Annotated in this window: 17 protein-coding genes; 8 read left to right on the top strand and 9 right to left on the bottom strand. The window is 54.9% G+C overall.

The annotated features are described in order from the left end of the window. Nucleotides 1–9: 9 nt before the first annotated feature. From yeiB to mglC, 5 genes are all read left to right on the top strand, one after another. The gene (gene yeiB, locus WFK59_RS08915; RefSeq protein ID WP_233987593.1) at nucleotides 10–1,170 is read left to right on the top strand and encodes a DUF418 domain-containing protein YeiB; all 1,161 of its coding nucleotides are present in this window, start codon (nucleotides 10–12) and stop codon (nucleotides 1,168–1,170) included. A 147-nt stretch (nucleotides 1,171–1,317) separates the two neighbouring features. Further along, the gene (galS, locus tag WFK59_RS08910) at nucleotides 1,318–2,358 is read left to right on the top strand and encodes an HTH-type transcriptional regulator GalS (RefSeq protein WP_233987594.1); all 1,041 of its coding nucleotides are present in this window, start codon (nucleotides 1,318–1,320) and stop codon (nucleotides 2,356–2,358) included. A gap of 319 nt (nucleotides 2,359–2,677) precedes the next feature. After that, on the top strand, nucleotides 2,678–3,673 hold the full coding sequence (gene mglB, locus WFK59_RS08905; RefSeq protein ID WP_336755620.1) for a galactose/glucose ABC transporter substrate-binding protein MglB: 996 nt from the start codon (nucleotides 2,678–2,680) through the stop codon (nucleotides 3,671–3,673). A gap of 68 nt (nucleotides 3,674–3,741) precedes the next feature. After that, complete coding sequence (gene mglA, locus WFK59_RS08900; protein ID WP_233987596.1) at nucleotides 3,742–5,262, top strand: galactose/methyl galactoside ABC transporter ATP-binding protein MglA; 1,521 nt, start codon at nucleotides 3,742–3,744, stop codon at nucleotides 5,260–5,262. Nucleotides 5,263–5,281: 19 nt separating this feature from the next. Then, nucleotides 5,282–6,292, top strand: a complete 1,011-nt coding sequence (gene mglC, locus WFK59_RS08895; protein ID WP_233987597.1) for a galactose/methyl galactoside ABC transporter permease MglC — start codon at nucleotides 5,282–5,284, stop codon at nucleotides 6,290–6,292. Between the two features lie 755 nt (nucleotides 6,293–7,047). Here mglC and sanA read toward each other — a convergent pair. From sanA to metG, 6 genes are all read right to left on the bottom strand, one after another. Continuing rightward, complete coding sequence (gene sanA / locus WFK59_RS08890; RefSeq protein ID WP_233987598.1) at nucleotides 7,048–7,767, bottom strand: outer membrane permeability protein SanA; 720 nt, start codon at nucleotides 7,765–7,767, stop codon at nucleotides 7,048–7,050. Between the two features lie 134 nt (nucleotides 7,768–7,901). Then, nucleotides 7,902–9,599, bottom strand: coding sequence for an NAD-dependent malic enzyme (locus tag WFK59_RS08885; RefSeq protein WP_233987599.1), 1,698 nt, complete (start codon nucleotides 9,597–9,599; stop codon nucleotides 7,902–7,904). A 270-nt stretch (nucleotides 9,600–9,869) separates the two neighbouring features. After that, the gene (gene cdd / locus WFK59_RS08880) at nucleotides 9,870–10,760 is read right to left on the bottom strand and encodes a cytidine deaminase (RefSeq protein WP_336755619.1); all 891 of its coding nucleotides are present in this window, start codon (nucleotides 10,758–10,760) and stop codon (nucleotides 9,870–9,872) included. A 120-nt stretch (nucleotides 10,761–10,880) separates the two neighbouring features. Continuing rightward, nucleotides 10,881–11,573 (bottom strand): CidB/LrgB family autolysis modulator, encoded by a 693-nt coding sequence (locus WFK59_RS08875; protein WP_233987601.1) that lies wholly within the window; start codon nucleotides 11,571–11,573, stop codon nucleotides 10,881–10,883. After that, the gene (locus WFK59_RS08870) at nucleotides 11,566–11,958 is read right to left on the bottom strand and encodes a CidA/LrgA family protein (RefSeq protein ID WP_233987602.1); all 393 of its coding nucleotides are present in this window, start codon (nucleotides 11,956–11,958) and stop codon (nucleotides 11,566–11,568) included. The genes WFK59_RS08875 and WFK59_RS08870 overlap by 8 nt, the downstream gene beginning before the upstream one ends. Before the next feature lie 210 nt (nucleotides 11,959–12,168). After that, nucleotides 12,169–14,202 carry a methionine--tRNA ligase gene (gene metG, locus WFK59_RS08865; protein WP_233987603.1) on the bottom strand — a complete coding sequence of 678 codons (2,034 nt, stop codon included), beginning with the start codon at nucleotides 14,200–14,202 and terminating at the stop codon, nucleotides 12,169–12,171. Nucleotides 14,203–14,379: 177 nt separating this feature from the next. Here metG and apbC point away from each other — a divergent pair, with 177 nt between their 5' ends. Next, nucleotides 14,380–15,492 carry an iron-sulfur cluster carrier protein ApbC gene (apbC, locus tag WFK59_RS08860; protein WP_336755618.1) on the top strand — a complete coding sequence of 371 codons (1,113 nt, stop codon included), beginning with the start codon at nucleotides 14,380–14,382 and terminating at the stop codon, nucleotides 15,490–15,492. On the opposite strand, the gene WFK59_RS08855 is transcribed toward apbC, so the two are convergent. Beyond that, nucleotides 15,489–15,944 (bottom strand): GNAT family N-acetyltransferase, encoded by a 456-nt coding sequence (locus WFK59_RS08855; protein WP_233987605.1) that lies wholly within the window; start codon nucleotides 15,942–15,944, stop codon nucleotides 15,489–15,491. The genes apbC and WFK59_RS08855 overlap by 4 nt on opposite strands. Before the next feature lie 237 nt (nucleotides 15,945–16,181). Between WFK59_RS08855 and ahpC the strand changes: the two genes are divergently transcribed. Continuing rightward, complete coding sequence (gene ahpC, locus WFK59_RS08850; protein ID WP_010617942.1) at nucleotides 16,182–16,745, top strand: alkyl hydroperoxide reductase subunit C; 564 nt, start codon at nucleotides 16,182–16,184, stop codon at nucleotides 16,743–16,745. A gap of 71 nt (nucleotides 16,746–16,816) precedes the next feature. Further along, nucleotides 16,817–18,385 (top strand): alkyl hydroperoxide reductase subunit F, encoded by a 1,569-nt coding sequence (gene ahpF / locus WFK59_RS08845; RefSeq protein ID WP_233987606.1) that lies wholly within the window; start codon nucleotides 16,817–16,819, stop codon nucleotides 18,383–18,385. Between the two features lie 52 nt (nucleotides 18,386–18,437). Here ahpF and WFK59_RS08840 read toward each other — a convergent pair whose 3' ends face one another. After that, a complete protein-coding gene (locus tag WFK59_RS08840) occupies nucleotides 18,438–19,397 on the bottom strand; it encodes an AEC family transporter (RefSeq protein ID WP_336755617.1) in 960 nt (319 codons plus the stop codon). A gap of 97 nt (nucleotides 19,398–19,494) precedes the next feature. Further along, nucleotides 19,495–19,692, bottom strand: coding sequence for a hypothetical protein (locus WFK59_RS08835; protein WP_233988147.1), 198 nt, complete (start codon nucleotides 19,690–19,692; stop codon nucleotides 19,495–19,497). Nucleotides 19,693–20,578 lie beyond the last annotated feature (886 nt).

Here is a 20,578-nt window from a genome sequence, read left to right as displayed (position 1 = left end):
GGGTGCCGCATGCAACGCTATCACGCGCTGGATTTCATACGTGGATGTGCCATTCTCGGCATCCTGCTGCTTAATATTGTCGGCTTCGGACTGCCGTCCGCCGCCTATCTCAATCCTGCCTGGCAGGGCAGCGTCACGCTCTCTGACGCCTGGACATGGGCGGTCTCTGACGCACTGGCTCAGCTCAAGTTCCTCACCCTGTTTGCGCTGCTGTTTGGCGCGGGTCTGCAAATGCAGCTGCCGCGCGGCAGCCGCTGGCTGACCGCTCGCCTGACGCTGCTGGTCTTATTCGGTTTTCTGCACGGCGTGTTTCTGTGGGAAGGCGATATTCTGCTGGATTACGGCATTATCGGTCTGGTGATATGGCGGGTTTTGCGCGATGTTCCCTCGACCCGCAGCCTGATGAACACCGGCATTCTGCTCTATCTGCTGGGCTGTGGCGTATTGCTGGTATTCGGGTCGATTTCCGACCATCAGGCGACCCGTTCATGGCTGCCGGGCGCGGCCGATCTGCAATATGAGCAATACTGGAAACTGACCGGCGGCTGGGATGCGGTGCAAAACCGGCTCGATCACCTCGCCTCGGGTTTAATGGCGCTGGCGGCACAGTATGGCTGGCAGCTGGCGGGCCTGATGATGATTGGCGGGGCGCTGCTGCGCAGTGGCTGGCTGACCGGCGAATTTTCACCACAGCATTATCGTCAGGCGGCTGCGCTGCTGCTGACGATGGGGCTGTCGATTGCGGTGGCCGGCGTGGCAGCGCAGTGGCTGTTACATTGGGAATTTCGCTGGACCGGCTTTTATCTGCAAACCCCGCGTGATTTAGCGAGTCCGCTGATCAGCCTCGGCTATGCTGCACTCTGCCTCGGCTACTGGTCACGAATTAGCCGCTGGCGTATTAGCTATGCGATTCAGTGCGTTGGCCGGATGGCGCTAACCAATTACCTGCTGCAAACCCTGATCTGCACCACGCTGTTCTATCGTTTCGGACTGTTCATGCATTTCACCCGTCTGCAACTGGTGATGATGGTGCCCGCGGTGTGGCTGATCAATCTTCTGTTTTCACTCATCTGGTTACATTACTTTGCGCAGGGGCCGCTGGAGTGGCTATGGCGGCGTCTGACGCTGCTGGCCGCCGGTAAACCTGCCGTCACTGACAACGCCAGATAATGACCGCCATCACAAAGGTTGCAGAATTGTATGTAACCGTTTTCATTGATGTGACGCAATTCACGCTGCCTGCCTCCCGCCCCTGACAAAATAGCGCCGGTGTTCAACCCGGCGTGATGCCTTATTCTTCCTCTGTGGAACTGCTGCATGATAACGATTCGTGATGTTGCCCGTCAGGCTGGCGTGTCGGTAGCGACCGTCTCGCGCGTACTCAACAATAGTAGCGCTGTCACGTCTGATACCCGTGACGCCGTGTTACAGGCGGTTGACGCGCTGGGATATCGCCCTAACGCCAACGCGCAGGCGCTGGCTACTCAGGTCAGCGACACCATCGGCGTGGTGGTGATGGATGTTTCCGATCCCTTCTTTGGCGCACTGGTCAAAGCGGTCGATACCGTGGCACAGCGCGTACACAAGCATGTATTAATCAGCAACTCCTGGCATCAGGAAGAGAAAGAGCGCCACGCGATTGAGGTGCTGATTCGGCAACGCTGCAGTGCGCTGGTGGTCCATGCGAAAACGCTTTCAGACCAGGAGCTGGCTGAATTTATGCAACATGTACCCGGCATGGTGGTGATTAACCGCATCGTGCCCGGTTTTGAGCACCGCAGCGTCAGCCTGGATAACGTCACCGGCGCGCTGATGGCGTCACGAACGCTGTTACAACAAGGGCATAGCCGCATTGGCTACCTCTGTTCCAGTCATCCGATTGAGGATGTCGCCCAGCGCCGCGAAGGCTGGCTGCAGGCGATGGCGGAGCAGGGCATCCGGCCGCAGGAGAGCTGGATCGCCAGCGCTGAGCCCGATATGCAGGGCGGGGAAGCGGCAATGGTGGAACTGCTGGGGCGCAACCTCAATCTGAGTGCGGTGTTTGCCTATAACGACGGCATGGCAGCGGGCGCGCTCACGGCATTAAAAGACAACGGTATTCAGGTACCACAGCATTTTTCTGTCATTGGCTTTGATGACATCCCGATTTCGCGTTACACCGATCCGCAACTGACAACCGTACGATATCCCATTGTTTCTATGGCTAAACTGGCCACAGAGCTGGCGTTACAGGGCGCGGCAGGGCTGCTGGATGACACCGCAACTCACATCTTTATGCCGACGCTGGTACGCCGTCATTCGGTGGCGCAGCGGCAAAATGTGGAGTCCGTCACTAATTCAAGCGATTCAGCCATGTAACCGTTTTCAATCTGTGATTACATTCACAGTTAATTAACATTGCCCTCACTATGATGGCAGCGTCTCACCGGACTGAAACATTATGTAACGCCCGCGTAACCGCATCAGGCACCGCTTCAGTCACTGGATGAAATGGTTCACAACATATTCATATTCACGGAAGCGTTTGCGTACAGGGAAGTCAGATTTTGGACGGCGGTCCAGCGGCTTAGCGTAACGTTGTGTCTACTCCGCATCGCCGATCAGTTTTACCGATTGTTCTCCCGCCTCTGTGGCGCGGCAGAGCTAAAAAGACCCTGCATAAAAAACCGGAGATACCATGAATAAGAAGGTTTTCACGCTCACAGCACTGGTTGCCAGCATGATGTTTGGTGCAACCGCTCACGCAGCTGACACCCGTATCGGCGTGACCATTTACAAATATGATGACAACTTCATGTCGATGGTGCGCAAAGACATCGAGAAAGAAGCGAAAACCATCGGTGGCGTTCAGCTGCTGATGAATGACTCGCAGAACGACCAGTCTAAACAGAACGATCAGATCGACGTGCTGATGGCGAAAGGCGTGAAAGCGCTGGCGATTAACCTGGTTGACCCGGCGGCTGCCGCGGTAGTGGTCGATAAAGCGCGCGCGAATGAAGTGCCGGTGGTGTTCTTCAACAAAGAACCTAATGCCAAAGTGCTGGCCGGTTATGACAAAGCCTATTATGTCGGTACCGACTCTAAAGAGTCCGGCATCATCCAGGGCCAGCTGATTGAGAAGCACTGGAAAGCGACCCCAGCATGGGATCTGAACAAAGATGGTCAGATTCAGTTCGTGCTGCTGAAAGGCGAGCCAGGTCATCCTGATGCTGAAGCACGTACCAAATATGTGATCGATACCCTGAACAAAGATGGCCTGAAAACCCAGCAGCTAGCGATGGATACGGCGATGTGGGACACCGCTCAGGCGAAAGACAAGATGGATGCCTGGCTGTCAGGCCCGAACGCCAAAAAAATCGAAGTCGTTATCGCTAACAACGATGCCATGGCGATGGGTGCGGTTGAAGCGCTGAAAGCGCACAACATGACCTCGATTCCGGTGTTCGGCGTCGATGCACTGCCAGAAGCACTGGCGCTGGTGAAATCGGGCGCGCTGGCCGGTACCGTGCTGAACGATGCGGAAAACCAGGCGAAAGCGACGCTGGATATTGCCAACAACCTGGCAAATGGCAAAACCGCCACCGACGGAACTAACTTCAAGATGGTTGATAAGATCGTCCGCGTTCCTTACGTTCCGGTTGATAAAGAAAATCTGTCACAGTTCGTGAAATAAGATCGATTGCGGGCGCGACCGCTGTCGCGCCTTTTTTATGTCACCACCGTTTTTTAGCCAGGTAAATTATGGCCAGTGATAATACGACCGCGCAGCGAGAATATCTGCTGGAAATGACCGATGTCAGTAAATCATTTCCCGGCGTTAAAGCATTAGATAATGTCAATTTAAAAGTGCGGCCTCACTCTGTTCATGCATTAATGGGCGAGAACGGCGCCGGAAAATCTACCTTATTAAAATGCCTGTTTGGTATTTATAAGAAAGATACCGGTAGCATTTTGTTTCAGGGTAAAGAGATCGATTATAAGAGCTCCAAAGAGGCGCTGGAAAATGGCGTGTCGATGGTGCATCAGGAATTAAACCTGGTATTACAGCGTACCGTGATGGACAACATGTGGCTGGGGCGTTATCCCCGTAAAGGCTTCTTTGTCGATCAGGACAAAATGTATAACGACACCAAGGCGATCTTTGACGAGCTGGATATTGATATCGATCCACGCGACAAAGTAGCGCATCTTTCCGTGTCGCAAATGCAGATGATTGAAATTGCCAAAGCGTTCTCTTATGACGCGAAAATTGTGATTATGGATGAGCCCACCTCCTCGTTAACCGAGAAAGAGGTCAATCATCTGTTCACCATTATTCGTAAGCTGAAAGATCGCGGCTGCGGCATTGTTTATATTTCGCACAAGATGGAAGAAATTTTCCAGCTGTGTGATGAAATCACCATTCTGCGTGATGGACAGTGGATCACCACCCAGCCGCTTGACGGGCTGGACATGGATAAGATCATCTCAATGATGGTTGGCCGTTCACTGAACCAGCGCTTTCCGGACCGGACCAACGTGCCGGGTGAAACCATTCTTGAGGTGCGTAACCTGACGTCATTGCGTCAGCCATCGATTCGCGACATCTCGTTTGATCTGCGTAAAGGGGAGATTCTCGGCATTGCCGGACTGGTGGGCGCTAAACGTACCGATATCGTCGAAACGCTGTTTGGCATTCGCGAAAAATCGGGCGGCACCATTAAACTGCACGGTAAAACGATTAATAATCACAGCGCCAACGAAGCTATTAACCACGGTTTCGCGCTGGTAACGGAAGAACGACGTTCGACCGGGATCTATGCTTTTCTGGATATTGGTTTTAACTCGCTTATTTCCAATATTAAAAAATATAAAAACAGTATGGGGCTGCTGGATAATAAACGCATGAAGAGTGATACCCAATGGGTGATCGATTCAATGCGGGTGAAAACGCCAGGTCACCATACGCAGATTGGTTCGCTTTCGGGTGGTAACCAGCAAAAAGTCATTATTGGTCGCTGGTTATTGACCCAGCCTGAAATCCTGATGCTTGATGAACCGACGCGCGGTATTGATGTCGGGGCAAAATTCGAAATTTACCAGCTGATTGCTGAGCTGGCGAAAAGAGAAAAGGGCATCATTATTATCTCTTCCGAAATGCCAGAGCTGTTAGGCATTACCGACCGTATTCTGGTGATGAGTAATGGTCTGGTAGCAGGCATTGTTGATACCAAAACCACCACGCAGAACGAAATATTGCGTTTAGCGTCATTACACCTTTAATGAAGCAAGGGCTGTTAACATGAAAGCGACTACAAAAAAGAATGCGCTAACCTGGTTAAAAGAGGGCGGCATTTATGTCGTGCTGCTGGTACTGCTGGCTATTATTATTTTCCAGGACCCGACATTTTTAAGTTTAATGAACCTGAGTAACATTCTGACCCAATCTTCGGTGCGCATTATTATTGCACTGGGTGTGGCGGGGCTGATCGTTACCCAGGGTACTGACCTTTCCGCGGGTCGTCAGGTCGGTCTGGCTGCGGTCGTCGCAGCAACCTTGTTGCAGGCGATGGACAACGCTAACAAGGTGTTCCCGTCGCTGGATACCGTGCCGATTCCGCTGGTAATCCTGACCGTCTGCATCATTGGCGGCGTGATTGGTCTGGTCAACGGTGTGATCATTGCCTACCTCAAGGTCACCCCGTTTATTACCACGCTCGGCACCATGATCATCGTTTATGGCATTAACTCGCTCTATTACGATTTTGTCGGTGCGTCACCGATTGCCGGTTTTGATGCTGGGTTCTCGAAATTTACCCAGGGCTTCTTACGCTTTGGTGATTTCAAGCTCTCGTTCATTACCTTCTACGCGGTGATTGCGATTGTGTTTGTCTGGGTGCTGTGGAACAAAACCCGCTTCGGTAAAAACATTTTTGCTATCGGTGGTAACCCGGAAGCGGCGAAAGTCTCAGGCGTTAACGTCAACCTGAACCTGATCATGATCTATGCGCTGTCCGGTGTGTTCTACGCCTTCGGCGGGATGCTGGAAGCGGGCCGTATCGGCTCGGCAACCAACAACCTCGGCTTTATGTATGAGCTGGATGCGATTGCGGCCTGTGTGGTCGGCGGCGTCTCCTTCGCCGGCGGTGTCGGTAGCGTGGCGGGCGTGGTGACCGGTGTACTGATCTTCACCGTTATCAACTACGGCCTGACCTATATCGGTGTTAACCCTTACTGGCAGTACATTATCAAAGGCGGCATCATCATTTTCGCCGTGGCGCTGGATTCGCTGAAATACTCGCGCAAAAAATAATGCGCTGGCGATGACGTCAGAAAAGCAGAGCGACCTTCGGGTCGCTTTTTTTATGGGAAAAGTGCTGGCGTTGTTGCTGTGAGATTAGGGCTGGTTAGGGAACACTGCCAGACTGGAAAAACGCTAAGGCCAGTCCATGACACGCCCGGCCCGTGTCATTTCTCCGCAGAACGCTTTTTATAGGGAAGAGTGCTGGTGTCGTTGCTGTGAGACGGAGTATGCGAAGGGAACACGGTCAGATCGGAAAGTCGCAAAAGCCGTCATCCATGACATGCTCGGCCCGCGCCATCCCTGGCGCGGGACGCTTTCCTCTTCTGACCGTGTTCCCTGCGCGTTGAGCTTAGTCATTGCTTATCAGATTCACCCTGCTCCAACTTCTCAGCAATCTGTAGAGACCCTAAGGGGGAGTCGTGCTGAATTCGCTGTAATAGCATGAGAGGTGTGAGCTTAAATATCACAGCAGACTGGTCTTCACTTTTAGACGGCGACAAAAGTTAAAGCGAAGGGTCATATGCCGGTAGCAAAGCATCGCGGGCCAGGGACAAAAAAGCCGGGAGCGTTTTTAACAACGCAAACGTTGGCCCGGCTACGGGCGCATCTCAGGGATAAGCTGCGGCATCGCCCATGCTGAGCCCGCCACAGAAGGCGGATTTGCGTCTTTGCGCAAGGGCAGGCTCCCGGAGCCCTGCACGTACTATCAGACCACAGCATGGGCGTCACAGTCAGCGCAGCATAAAGAAGCCGCTGTGCGTGAGCTATTTACGCAGCTTCTGTTCCAGTTCCAGCAACTGTTCCGGCGTTACCGCCGGGTAACTTTGCGCATCTTCGGGGACCTCGCGCACCGCCGGAATGGGCACCAGCGGCCCGAGGAAGCGGGGCTCCCGCTTCAGCAGGAACAGGTCAGCCAGCGCACCCAATCGCGCACCGACCTCACGGAAACGCACGCTCAGCATGTTTTTCGGCGAGGGCACGGCATAACACTGCGCCTGAATGCCAAGCTGCAGCGCGATAAACAGCGCACGTTCACAGTGGAAGCGTTGAGTGATGATAATGAAGTCGTTGGTATCGAATACTTTACGGGTGCGGACAATCGAATCCAGGGTACGGAAACCGGCATAGTCCAGCACGATATCCGCCGGATCGACACCGGCTTTGATGAGATCGCGGCGCATCGTCATCGGCTCGTTATAGCTTTGCAGCGCATTATCACCGCTCAGCAGCAGGTAGTTTACTTTGCCGCTGTTGTAGGCATTCAGCGCGCCCTGCATACGATAGAGGTAATACTGATTGATGACGCCGGTGCGATAATATTTAGCCGTACCCAGTACCACACCGACCTGACGATGTGGCAAAGAGGCGACATTCTCGTAGATAAAGGGCGCAGTTTTCCAGCTGATCCAGCGATCAAGGCCAAGCGCCGTCGCCACCATCAGCAGGATGATGAAAAGCAGTCCAATGAAAACGCGTTTCAGCATGCGCCTGGAGACTCGATATCAGAATGGTGAGATGGCACAAGGCTACTTGAGCCGCCGCAGCGAAGCAAGTTAGTGCCGGTTGGCTGGTCTCTTTTTGAGCATTGCCGGACCAGAATGGGTCCGGCAGCGCACGATTAGATCGAGGTACGACGATAATGACGGTATTGCGGCAGCCAGAAGTTGTTGGCAATTGCCTGCGACAGCACATCTTCAGAGGTGACGACAGCCACACCTGCCAGCTGTGCCGCTTTACCGACTTCCATAGCGATGATTTTCGACACGCCCTGGATATCTTTGATTTCAGGCAGAACCGGACCTTCGCCATCGTTAACCAGCGGGGAGCAGTCAGCCAGGGCACGGCTGGCAGTCATCAGCATGGTATCCGTCACGCGACTGGCACCTGAGGCGATAACGCCCAGACCAATACCGGGGAAGATATAGGAGTTGTTGCACTGGGCAATCGGGTAGATTTTTCCGTTCCAGCTGACCGGCGAGAACGGGCTGCCGGTGGCGACCAGTGCCGCGCCGTCGGTCCAGGCGATGATGTCGGCTGGCGTCGCTTCAACGCGTGAGGTCGGGTTAGAGAGCGGCATGACGATCGGGCGTTTGCAGTGCTTGTGCATCTCGCGGATGATCTCTTCGGTGAACAGCCCTGGCTGACCCGATACCCCAATCAGAATATCCGGCCGGGCGTTACGCACCACGTCGAGCAGCGAAATCGCGTCGCTGGTGACATCCCAGTGCTGAATGTTTTCACTTTTCTGCACCAGCTTGCTCTGGAAATCGAGCAGGTTAGGCAGCTTGTCGGTCAGCAGACCAAAGCGATCCACCATCATGACCCGGCTGCGCGCTTCTTCATCGCTCAGACCTTCCGATTTCATCTGCGCAATAATCTGTTCCGCGATGCCACAACCGGCAGAACCGGCGCCCAGGAACACCACTTTCTGTTCGCACAGGCGGCTACCGGCGGCGCGGCTGGCGGCGATCAGTGTCCCGACGGTGACCGCGGCGGTGCCCTGAATGTCGTCGTTAAAGCAGCAGACTTCATCACGATAGCGGTTAAGTAACGGCATGGCGTTCTTCTGGGCGAAATCTTCGAACTGCAACAGCACTTTCGGCCAGCGGCGTTTTACCGCCTGAATAAATTCGTTAACGAAAGCATCGTACTCTTCGCCGGTAATACGCGGGTGACGCCAGCCCATGTAGAGCGGATCGTTCAGCAACTGCTGGTTATTGGTACCGACATCCAGCACCACCGGCAGGGTATAGGCCGGGCTGATACCGCCACAGGCGGTGTAAAGCGACAGTTTACCGATCGGGATGCCCATACCGCCGATGCCCTGGTCACCCAGACCCAGAATGCGCTCACCGTCAGTAACCACAATCACTTTCACGTTCTGTTTAGTGGCGTTCTGCAGCATATCTTCGATACGGTCGCGGTTCGGGTAAGAGATGAAGACCCCGCGTGCGCGGCGATAAATTTCAGAGAAGTGTTCACAGGCAGCGCCGACGGTAGGGGTATAGATAATCGGCATCATCTCTTCGAGATGGTTATCCAGCAGGCGATAGAACAGCGTTTCGTTGGTGTCCTGGATGTTACGCAGATAGACGTGCTTATCGTTATTGTTTTTGAAATCCTGGAACTGACGCCAGGCACGCTGCGCCTGCTCTTCAATTGACTCTACCGCTTCCGGCAGCAGGCCATTGAGATTAAATTCGTTGCGTTCTTCGATGCTAAAGGCACTGCCTTTGTTGAGCAGGGGAAATTCCAGCAAAATCGGGCCAGCGTAAGGGATGTAGAGCGGACGTTTACTTTCGTAGTCGAGTTCCATGCAGTGATGCTCCGGTTGCAGTGTTGTCTGGCGTCACGCCGGAAAGGTAGCGCCAGTTTACTTACCCGTTATAGCTCAGGCTGCAGGAGCAGTGCAGCGGCCGAGTTTCCGCTGCGAATCATTCACGTACCTGCTGCTATCCTGCAACCCGAATTATTCAGAGTAATTTGTCATGACGTGAATTCTGGCGCCAGATCCTATGAAATTTCCCACAGAAGTACAGCATTTGTTCATAAAAGGTCACAAAACTGTGGCCTTTCTGACAGCCGGTTATGCTTTGTGCAATCTGACAGCCAGCAGCTCACTGCAACCAAAGGTCTGTAATGTGGCCTGCGTGGCGGCAAACTGGCTCAGCGTGGCATTTTCGACTTCTGCCAGCACCGCTCTTTTTATCTGGCTGCTGTGTCCACCCTGCATATTCAGCAGCACCAGCGCGGCCTGTAACGGCGGAAAGCTGGGGTTAAACGCCGCGTTCTCAGCATAGCGACCGGTCACAATGGTGCCGGATTCGGTTTCCAGCGCCACGCCGCTGTGTGACTGGCTGTAGGGCGCGTGACTGGCATTGGCCGCCGCAACGGCAGCCTGTACCAGCGGATCGCCGTCAGCACGATAGCCGTGATCGACCGCGTCCATCAGCAGCGTGGTGATGTCGAGGTCGCGCGGGCCAAAGGCATCAGGCAGGTAATCCGCCAGGGTGCTGATGGCGCGCTGCGGCAGCGAAATACGAATCTCTGTGCCGCTGTTGAGTTCATTCATAAACTGACGGCAGTGGCCGCACGGCGTGTAGTTGACCGTGATGGTCTCCAGCCGGCGTTCACCGCGCAGCCAGGCGTGGGTGATGGCACTCTGCTCAGCGTGTACCGTCTGTTGCAGCGGCGTGCCGGTAAACTCCATGTTGGCACCGAAGTACCAGGTACCGCTGACGCCACGGGCGATAGCACCAACGTTAAAGTGTGACACCGTCGCTACGGCACAGGCCGCTGCCAGTGGCAGCAGCGCCAGCGCCAGCGCATCGGCGTCCATCTGAGTCTGTTGCTGCAGCGACGCGACCTGGTCGGCGCTCAGCACGGCCTGAAAGTCAGGCGCGTCCAGCAGCGGAGCCAGCGCCGTTTGCAGAGTTGACGGCAACGCCTCGAAGGCGGAGAGGAAACGTGAATGCATGAGAGCCTCATTAAATTCAGCAGGGCGATATGCCAGTCATCGGTTTATATGTGATCCACATCGCTCTGACAATGCAACCTGTGTTGCATGTTTCAACTTTGCGAGATCTCTCGCAAAGTTTTAGCCAAACCAGTGCAGCAGAACCGGAAAAATAATCGGGGCTAGCAGTGAGGTGATAATGCCGCAGATCACCAGCGCCAGTGAGCTGAATGCCCCTTCCTGATAATCGAGTTCTGCGGCGCGGGCGGTGCCAAGGGCATGAGAAGCGTTGCCGATCGCCAGGCCGCGCGCCGCTTTAGATTTGACGCCAAGCAGATTCAGCAGCATATGACCGAATACCGCGCCCAGCACGCCGGCGATCAGCACGCAGATCGCGCTGATCGCCGGAATGCCGTGCAGCGAACCGGCCACCGCCATCGCAATCGGCGTGGTCACCGACTTGGGAATGATCGTGGCGGCAATTTCCGGCGTAGCACCCAGCCACAAGGCGATGGCGGTGCCCGACACCATCGCCGTCAGGCTGCCGATAAAACAGACGCCAATGATCGACTTCCAGCGGGCGCGAATCTGATGCATCTGCTCATACAGCGGCAGCGCCAGCGCCACCACCGCCGGTTGCAGCAGCTGATTGAGAATCTGACTGCCGGCAAAATAGCGCGAGTAGGGCAGCTGCAACAGCAGCAGGATCGGGATGATAATCGCCATCGCCACCAGCAGCGGATTGAGCAGCGAGATTTTCAGGGTTAGCGCCAGCTTGCGCGCCAGAAAGAAAGCCGCCAGCGTCAGCGGCAGCGACCACCAGATATCACTCATCCTCTGACTCCCTCACCGGGCGGCGGCTATGGAGCTGGTGAGCGCTTACGCCGACCACAGCCAGCACCACAAAGGTACTGACGATGCAGGAGATGACGATCGGACCAAACTGGGCGCTGAGAATATCGGTGTGGCTCATCACGCCGACGCTGATCGGCACAAACAGCAGCGCCATGTAACGAATGATCAGATGACAGCCCGGTTTTACCCAGCTGACCGGCAGGATTTGAGATGCCAGCAGGGCGAACAGGATCAGCATTCCAAGAATACTGCCAGGAATGGTGATGGGCAGCAGCGAGGCAATGCCGTTGCCACTGTATAAGCAGAGATAAATGATAATAAAGGCACGTAGGTAGCGCCCGCAGACAGACAGCACGGTGAGCATGACAGGCTCCTGTTTTCACTGAGCTTCATCATACGCATTAACCGCTTAGCGTGCTAGCGATCACATAACAGGCACCAGGCAGACGATCAGTGGTGCAGAGCAGAAGATAAACCCACACAGAAGAGGAATGAGGAGTGAGGAAAAAGAGGGGGAAGAAACGATCTTCCCCTACTGCTGTTGCCAGCAGTAAGGAAAGATCATGGCGGGCGGTTACTTAACCGGCATACCCGGTACCGCACCGCTGTCTACCGACAGCACAAACAGATCTTTACCGCCAGGACCGGCTGACAGCACCATCCCTTCGGAGATGCCAAAGCGCATTTTACGCGGAGCCAGGTTAGCCACGATGATGGTCATCTTGCCGACCAGCACCGACGGATCGGGATAGGCCGCGCGGATGCCAGAGAAGATCTGACGCTTCTCGCCACCCAGGTCGAGCTGCAGACGCAGCAGCTTGTCCGAGCCCTCAACCAGCTCGGCCTGCTCAATCAGCGCCACCCGCATATCGACTTTGGCAAAATCGTCGATGGTGATGGTGTCACCTACTGGCGCATCCGCCAGCGGACCGCTGACTGCCGGCGCGCTGGCCGCGGCGGCATCTTCTTTCGACGCCTCAATCAGCCCCTCAACCTTCGCCATTTCAATGCGGCTGTAGAGCGCTTTAAACGGCGCAACCTGGTGATCCAGCAGCGGCTGCGGGATCGCATCCCAGCTCAGTTCGCAGTTAAGGAAGCCTTCTGCCCGCGCACTCAGCGACGGCAGCACCGGCTTCAGCCAGGTCATCAGCACGCGGAACAGGTTAATCCCCATCGAGCAGATCGCCTGCAGATCGGCGTCACGGCCTTCCTGCTTCGCCACCACCCACGGTGCCTGCTCATCCACGTAGCGGTTTGCCAGATCGGCCAGCGCCATGATTTCACGGATGGCGCGGCTGTACTCGCGGCTCGCCCAGGCTTCGCCAATCTTCTCTGACGCATCCACAAAGGTCTGATAGAGCGCCGGATCGGCCAGTTCAGCCGCCAGCTTGCCGTCAAAGCGTTTGGTAATGAAGCCAGCGTTACGTGAGGCCAGGTTAACCACTTTATTCACGATGTCAGCATTCACGCGCTGAACGAAATCTTCCAGATTCAGGTCGATGTCGTCGATGCGGGACGAGAGCTTGGCTGCGTAGTAGTAACGCAGGCTGTCGGCATCCAGATGCTGCAGCCAGGTGCTGGCTTTAATAAAGGTGCCGCGCGATTTCGACATCTTGGCCCCGTTCACTGTCACATAACCGTGCACAAACAGGTTATTCGGCTTGCGGAAGTCGCTGCCTTCCAGCATTGCCGGCCAGAACAGGCTGTGGAAGTAGACGATATCTTTGCCGATAAAGTGATAGAGCTCGGTGGTGGAGTCTTTACGCCAGAACTCATCAAAGTCGATGTCGCCACGCTTGTCACACAGGTTCTTAAACGAGCCCATGTAGCCGATTGGCGCATCCAGCCAGACGTAGAAATATTTGCCTGGCGCATCCGGGATCTCGAAACCGAAATAGGGCGCATCACGCGAAATATCCCACTGTTGCAGACCCGATTCGAACCACTCCTGCATCTTATTGGCGACCTGATCCTGTAATGCACCGGAACGGGTCCAGGCCTGCAGCATGGCGCTGAACGATGGCAGATCAAAGAAGAAGTGTTCAGAGTCGCGCAGCACCGGCGTCGCACCGGAGACCACTGACTTCGGATCAATCAGTTCGGTCGGGCTGTAGGTTGCACCGCAGACTTCACAGTTATCACCATACTGATCGGCAGATTTACATTTCGGGCAGGTGCCTTTAACAAAACGGTCCGGCAGGAACATCCCTTTTTCCGGATCGTAGAGCTGAGAAATGGTGCGGTTCTTAATGAAACCGTTCTCTTTCAGGCGGCCGTAAATCAGCGCCGAGAGCTGGCGGTTCTCGTCACCGTGCGTTGAGTGATAGTTGTCATAGCTGACGTTGAAACCGGCAAAATCCGCCTCGTGCTCCTGTTTCATTTCAGCAATCATCTGCTCCGGCGCGATGCCAAGCTGCTGCGCTTTCAGCATGATCGGCGTGCCGTGCGCGTCATCGGCGCAGATGAAGTAAACCTGATTGCCACGCATTCGCTGGTAACGCACCCAAATGTCTGCCTGAATATGCTCGAGCATGTGGCCGAGATGGATTGATCCGTTCGCGTAAGGCAGCGCGCAGGTTACCAGAATTTTTTTAGCGACTTGAGTCATAGTTTGCGTAGCTTTCTGTTGATTGAAAAAACGGGCTTAGATGGTAACCGAAGGCTCCGCTGGCGTAAACACAAGGGATTCGCCACCGCCAGTCGCCGCGAAACCCTGGCCATCTGATATCATTGACAATACATCGCTGAAGCACAGCGTAAGAACAGCAGAAAAAAGGAGTGGGGGATGACAGTACAATCCCGGGAACCGCATACGCCTGAAGCCCTGCGCGCCATCGTGGTTGGCGTGCTGAGAGGCTTTGAGCATCCGACGCTTCAACAGAATCTCACCGCGCTGAAAGCGTTACATCATGTGGCGCAGCTCGACGGCAAACTGCATATCGAACTGATTATGCCGTTTGCCTGGGCCAGCGCCTTTGAAGAACTGAAAGCTGAAACCAGCGCGGAGCTGCTGCGCCTGACCGGCACGCGCGCCATTGACTGGCGTTTAAGCCACGATATCGCCACCCTGAAGCGGGTGAAAAATCAGCCGGGCGTTAACGGCGTGAAAAATATTATTGCCGTCAGCTCCGGCAAAGGCGGCGTGGGCAAATCCAGCACCGCTGTCAATATGGCGCTGGCGCTGGCCGCTGAAGGCGCGCGCGTCGGCATCCTCGACGCCGATATTTATGGTCCGTCGGTGCCGAATATGCTCGGCACCGAACACGAGCGGCCCACCTCGCCCGATGGGACCCATATGGCACCGATTATGGCGCACGGGCTGGCCACTAACTCAATCGGCTATCTGGTAACGGACGATAACGCGATGGTGTGGCGCGGCCCGATGGCCAGCAAAGCGCTGATGCAGCTGCTCAACGAAACCCTGTGGCCGGAGCTCGATTATCTGGTGCTGGATATGCCGCCCGGGACCGGCGATATCCAGCTGACGCTGGCGCAGAATGTCCCGGTCACCGGCGCGCTGGTGGTCACCACGCCGCAGGACATCGCGCTGATCGACGCCCGCAAAGGCATCGTGATGTTTGAGAAAGTCAGCGTGCCGGTGCTGGGCGTGGTAGAGAACATGAGCCTGCACATCTGCAGCCAGTGCGGCTTCCACGAACCGATCTTCGGTACCGGTGGGGCACAAAAACTGGTGGCTGATTACCAGACTCAGCTACTGGCCCAGTTGCCGCTGCACATTAACCTGCGAGAAGATCTGGATGAAGGCCAGCCGACGGTGATTCGCCGGCCGGAGAGTGAATTTACCGCGCTCTACCGCCAGCTTGCCGGACGGGTCGCCGCCCAGCTTTACTGGCAGGGCGAGGTGATCCCTGGCGATATCGCGTTCCGCGCGCTCTAAGCCCGGCCCGACCCGCTGGTGTATTCAGACGCCAGCGGGTAGTGCATCAGCACATAGCCTCCCTGTTCCCCTTCGCCCTGTGAAATCATTTTCCAGCCATGTTTCAGGTAAAACGCCTGCGCTGCTTTATTCATCGACAGACACTTCAGCGCGCCGGTCGAGGTGAAGCGCGCCTGAACCGCTTCCAGCAACGCGCTGCCGGCACCGCGGCCCTGCCAGTCAGGCGCGACATAGAGGCTATGCAGGAAATTGTCATTCTCCAGCAGGCCGGCAAAGCCGACCCGCTGACCGTCGCTCTCGGCCACCAGTACGGTTTCACCGAGGATCACGCTATCAAAGTCTTCCAGCTGCCAGTCGCTGCCATCCAGCCAGTGCCAGTTATGCCGACGCGATGCCAGAAACAGCGTACGCAAAAAAGGTCGATCGGCTTCAGTAAACGGACGAATCTCCACAAGTCAGCTCCCTTTATCTCCGGTCTTACAAAGCTAGCAGCGATTGGCGGAAAAGATTTGGAAAAGATAAAGCGGGTTAATTGTCGCGCCATTCGCTGTACACTGCCTCGCGGGCCAGAGAGCATCACGCTTTCCGCGTTTGATAGCTTTCGTTTATTTGATTGATAACGACTGCATATTAGATGTTGGCCCGGAAATTCTGTAACGTACATCACATAATTCAACGGAGGCCATCAGATGTCTATTATCAATACCAAAATCAAGCCGTTTAAAAACGCAGCATTCAAAAACGGCGAGTTCATCGACGTAACCGAGAAAGACGTTGAAGGTAAATGGAGTGTGTTCTTCTTCTACCCGGCTGACTTTACCTTCGTTTGCCCGACCGAACTGGGTGACGTAGCCGATCATTACGAAGAGTTCCAGAAACTGGGCGTAGATATCTACTCCGTTTCAACCGACACCCACTTTACCCACAAAGCCTGGCACGGTTCTTCAGACACCATTGCGAAGATTCAGTACGCGATGATCGGCGACCCGACTGGCGCGCTGACCCGTAACTTCGAAATCATGCGCGAAGCAGAAGGCCTGGCTGACCGTGGTACCTTCATCGTTGACCCGGAAGGTATCATCCAGGCGATCGAAATCACTGCGGAAGGCATTGGCCGTGACGCCTCTGACCTGCTGCGTAAAGTGAAAGCGGCACAGTACGTCGCCTCTCACCCAGGCGAAGTGTGCCCGGCGAAATGGAAAGAAGGTGATGCAACACTGGCTCCATCTCTGGACCTGGTTGGCAAAATCTAATCCCGCTTCGGCCTTTCGATCTTTCTCTCATCGGGTGCCACGGCACCCGATTTTTTGACCAGGATATCACTATGCTCGACACAAATTTGAAAACTCAGCTCAAGGCTTACCTTGAGAAATTAACCAAACCTGTTGAGTTGATTGCCACTCTGGATGAGGGTGCCAAATCAACCGAGATCCGTGAGCTGTTGGTCGACATCGCAGGCTTGTCTGATAAGGTCAGCTTCCGCGAAGAGAACGATCGTCAGGTCCGTAAACCGTCGTTTTTAATCACTAACCCAGGTTCGAACAACGGCCCGCGTTTTGCCGGTTCGCCACTGGGTCACGAATTTACCTCACTGGTGCTGGCGCTGTTGCAGACCGGTGGGCATCCATCGAAAGAAGCGCAGAGCCTGCTGGATCAGGTTGCCGCGCTGGATGGCGATTTCCATTTCGAAACCTATTATTCGCTCTCATGCCACAACTGCCCTGATGTGGTACAGGCGCTGAACCTGATGGCGGTGCTGAACCCACGCATCAGCCACACTGCGATTGACGGTGGCCTGTTCCAGAATGAAATTCAGGAACGCAACGTGATGGGGGTGCCGGCGGTTTACCTTAACGGTAAAGAGTTTGGTCAGGGCCGCATGAGCCTGGCAGAAATCGTCAGTAAAGTGGACACCAACGCCGACAAACGTGCCGCTGAAGAGCTGAACAAGCGTGACGCCTATGACGTTCTGATCATCGGTAGCGGCCCGGCGGGCGCAGCAGCAGCAATCTATTCTGCCCGTAAAGGCATTCGTACCGGTCTGATGGGCGAACGTTTCGGCGGCCAGGTGCTGGACACTGTGGATATCGAAAACTACATTTCTGTGCCGAAAACCGAAGGGGCCAAACTGGCCGGTTCACTGCGCGCACACGTCGATGATTACAATGTCGATGTGATTGAGAGCCAGAGCGCCATCAAACTGATTCCGGCAGCGGCTGCGGGCGGCCTGCACGCGGTTGAAACCGCCTCCGGCGCGGTACTGAAATCACGCAGCATCATCCTGGCGACCGGCGCACGCTGGCGTAACATGGGTGTGCCAGGCGAAGAAGAGTATCGCACCAAAGGCGTTACCTACTGTCCGCACTGTGACGGCCCGCTGTTTAAAGGCAAGCGTACCGCAGTGATCGGCGGCGGTAACTCCGGCGTTGAAGCGGCGATTGACCTGGCTGGCATCGTTGAACATGTCACGCTGTTGGAATTTGCCGGTGAGATGCGTGCTGACAAGGTGTTGCAGGATAAACTGCGCAGCCTGAAAAACGTTGATGTGATCCTGAATGCCCAGACTACCGAAGTGAAAGGCGACGGTAGCAAGGTGACCGGTCTGCAGTATATCGACCGTACCAGCCAGACCACTCACGAACTGCCGCTGTCCGGTATTTTCGTGCAGATCGGTCTGCTGCCTAACACCCCGTGGCTGGAAGGCGCCGTTGAGCGCAATAAAATGGGTGAAATCATCATTGATGCCAAGTGCGAAACCAGCCTGAAAGGCGTTTTCGCGGCCGGTGACTGCACCACGGTGCCGTACAAACAGATCATTATCGCCAGCGGCGAAGGTGCAAAAGCCTCGCTGAGCGCCTTTGATTACCTGATTCGCACCAAAGTGGCTGAATAAGTTTTGCGATAGCCACGCAACAGCCCCTCGACAGATGTTGAGGGGCTTTTTTTTAGTATCCCGCCAGCGTCATCAGCATCATCCACAACGGCGTTGTCACCGCAGCAAACAGGGTTGAAAACAACATGCTGGCGGCAGCCGGGCCGGTTATCACGTTGAATTTCTGTGACATCAGGTAGACATTCACCCCGACCGCCATCGATCCCAACAGCACCACTACTTTACTCTCCAGCGGCGGCAGGCCGGTCAGCCAGGCGATCGCCCATACCGTCATCGGTTGCAGCACCAGCTTGAGCAGGCAGAGGGTATAGCTCTCTTTCAGGCCTTCACGCACCCGGTAATGGGCCAGACTCATGCCCAGCGTGACCAGTGACAGCGGCGCAGCGATCGATCCCAGCATTCGTAGCGGCTCAGCGGCCAGCAGCGGCAACGGGCGCTGCAGAAAACTCCAGGCGGTGCCGCTGAGAATGCCGATAATCAGCGGATTTTTCAGCACGCCGATCGCCGTGCGTCCCAGCCCCTGCATTGAAAAGCTGCCCTGTTTCGCCCATTCCACCGATACCGTCAGCAGCGTCCAGAGGATCAGGCTGTTAAATACCAGCACCAGCGCCACTGAGGGCAGGGAAGCCGGCCCCAGCAGCACGGTAGCCACCGGAATGCCCAGCATCACGTTATTCGAAAAGATGCCGCCCAGCGCGAAAACCGAGCCTGCCACGCCATCCAGCTTAAACAGTCGTTTCGCCACGATCCGGCCGATAATAAATACCAGCAGGCAACTGCCAAAGAAGGCCAGCAGCAGCCGCGCGTCAACCGGCGGACTCTGGTAGAAATGGCTCATCACGCCAAACAGCATGCAGGGCAGCGCGACGTTGAACACGAAGCGGTTCATCCCTTCGCTGATGCTGGCGGGCCATTTACCCAGCCGGGTCAGTCCGTAACCGAGCAGGATCAGGATAAACAGCGGTGCAGACAGATAAATTTGATGACTGAGGCTATTGAGCAGAAGAGGCATACGGCGGTTCATTTCAGGCAGCTAATAATTATCAGCCTAACAAATTGTTAACCAACAGGTAACCTGCCGTGGCGATAAATCTCAATCTGTCTGCTTTTTAGCCCAGCCAGCGGCGCGCCTGCCGATCGCTGATATCGCGATAATAGACACGATGAATCATTTCGCCGCAGCCCGAACAGCGGGCGGAAATATAAGTGGAAAGATAGTGTCTGCCATTTGGCGCAGTGGCACCATGACGTTCGATATTAATGTCCTGCCATCGATGGCGGTGAGGAATAAGCGCTGACAATCGCATCATACATCCTGAATAGTATGAAGTTCCGCTTCCGGAGTCGTTCAACTCCATGAAAATAAGTGTTTTTTTTGCGATGCTGTGCGCAGGCTAATTATTATGGCGTGATGCAGCTTATCAATGGAAATAACATCCCCGCAGGGCGCTAATATTACCTACCTCAAAAGAGGTATATTTATAGCCCGCAGCATTAAGCCTGTTTTTGCCGTCACAGGAATTGATCGGGATCATACGAAGTGTTACCGGCGCGAGGATTGATCGCGCAGGGGTGACTGGTTTTCGCTGCGACGGCTCCTTATGTTGCAGGCTGTAACGTGACTCGGGTGCCCTTGCTGGTGAAGGCTGAATCGTCAGGGTTAACCCAGACACTTTCAATCCATTGAAAAAATTGGTTCTCATATTATGCCGGTGGCATCTGATTGCCTGAACCCCGCCAACGCCTGTTTTGAAGACGCTGGATCGCAGACTGCGCTGCATTGTAATGGCTGTATCGTCAGTGCCGTGCTTTTATAACCAGGTATAGAGACTGCGTTGCTGATATCAAGGCGGGCAGTGATGCTTGCAATAGAATAGTCGCGATCAATAACCGCTTTGTCCGCTTAAATTTTCTGCTCTTCGGGAAAGGGTGAAGAGCGCTGCCACCCCTGGCAGAATGGCAAGTCAGTTAACCCATCAATAGTGGAGTGCGCTTTAATGTAAAGCTCTATATATGTTCCAAAATGGGAAGATAAAAATTAAAAACAATTAAGGTTAGTGTAATAAAACCGTTTAATTATTTGTCACTTTTTAGGTGTGTTGAGATTTTTATTTGATTTATCAGAGCGATATAAAAAGGGTGGGGCGTTCAGGTCGTATGTTTTGCTTAACCCGGCCCCGTAATTCAACCGCA

Origin of the sequence: Pantoea sp. USHLN298 (assembly GCF_037149395.1) — a bacterium.
In the GTDB taxonomy this organism is placed as follows: Bacteria; Pseudomonadota; Gammaproteobacteria; order Enterobacterales; family Enterobacteriaceae; genus Pantoea; species Pantoea astica.
The sequence above is the reverse complement of the archived record's forward strand: the minus strand, read 5'-3'. Positions and strand labels throughout refer to the sequence as shown.

What these genes read in the sequence shown, in the direction of transcription:
- yeiB (WP_233987593.1), top strand. Translation starts at nt 10, where the DNA reads ATGCAACGCTATCACGCGCTGGATTTCATACGTGGATGTGCCATTCTC.
- galS (WP_233987594.1), top strand. Translation starts at nt 1,318, where the DNA reads ATGATAACGATTCGTGATGTTGCCCGTCAGGCTGGCGTGTCGGTAGCG.
- mglB (WP_336755620.1), top strand. Translation starts at nt 2,678, where the DNA reads ATGAATAAGAAGGTTTTCACGCTCACAGCACTGGTTGCCAGCATGATG.
- mglA (WP_233987596.1), top strand. Translation starts at nt 3,742, where the DNA reads ATGGCCAGTGATAATACGACCGCGCAGCGAGAATATCTGCTGGAAATG.
- mglC (WP_233987597.1), top strand. Translation starts at nt 5,282, where the DNA reads ATGAAAGCGACTACAAAAAAGAATGCGCTAACCTGGTTAAAAGAGGGC.
- sanA (WP_233987598.1), bottom strand. Translation starts at nt 7,767, where the DNA reads ATGCTGAAACGCGTTTTCATTGGACTGCTTTTCATCATCCTGCTGATG.
- WFK59_RS08885 (WP_233987599.1), bottom strand. Translation starts at nt 9,599, where the DNA reads ATGGAACTCGACTACGAAAGTAAACGTCCGCTCTACATCCCTTACGCT.
- cdd (WP_336755619.1), bottom strand. Translation starts at nt 10,760, where the DNA reads ATGCATTCACGTTTCCTCTCCGCCTTCGAGGCGTTGCCGTCAACTCTG.
- WFK59_RS08875 (WP_233987601.1), bottom strand. Translation starts at nt 11,573, where the DNA reads ATGAGTGATATCTGGTGGTCGCTGCCGCTGACGCTGGCGGCTTTCTTT.
- WFK59_RS08870 (WP_233987602.1), bottom strand. Translation starts at nt 11,958, where the DNA reads ATGCTCACCGTGCTGTCTGTCTGCGGGCGCTACCTACGTGCCTTTATT.
- metG (WP_233987603.1), bottom strand. Translation starts at nt 14,202, where the DNA reads ATGACTCAAGTCGCTAAAAAAATTCTGGTAACCTGCGCGCTGCCTTAC.
- apbC (WP_336755618.1), top strand. Translation starts at nt 14,380, where the DNA reads ATGACAGTACAATCCCGGGAACCGCATACGCCTGAAGCCCTGCGCGCC.
- ahpC (WP_010617942.1), top strand. Translation starts at nt 16,182, where the DNA reads ATGTCTATTATCAATACCAAAATCAAGCCGTTTAAAAACGCAGCATTC.
- ahpF (WP_233987606.1), top strand. Translation starts at nt 16,817, where the DNA reads ATGCTCGACACAAATTTGAAAACTCAGCTCAAGGCTTACCTTGAGAAA.
- WFK59_RS08840 (WP_336755617.1), bottom strand. Translation starts at nt 19,397, where the DNA reads ATGCCTCTTCTGCTCAATAGCCTCAGTCATCAAATTTATCTGTCTGCA.
- WFK59_RS08835 (WP_233988147.1), bottom strand. Translation starts at nt 19,692, where the DNA reads ATGCGATTGTCAGCGCTTATTCCTCACCGCCATCGATGGCAGGACATT.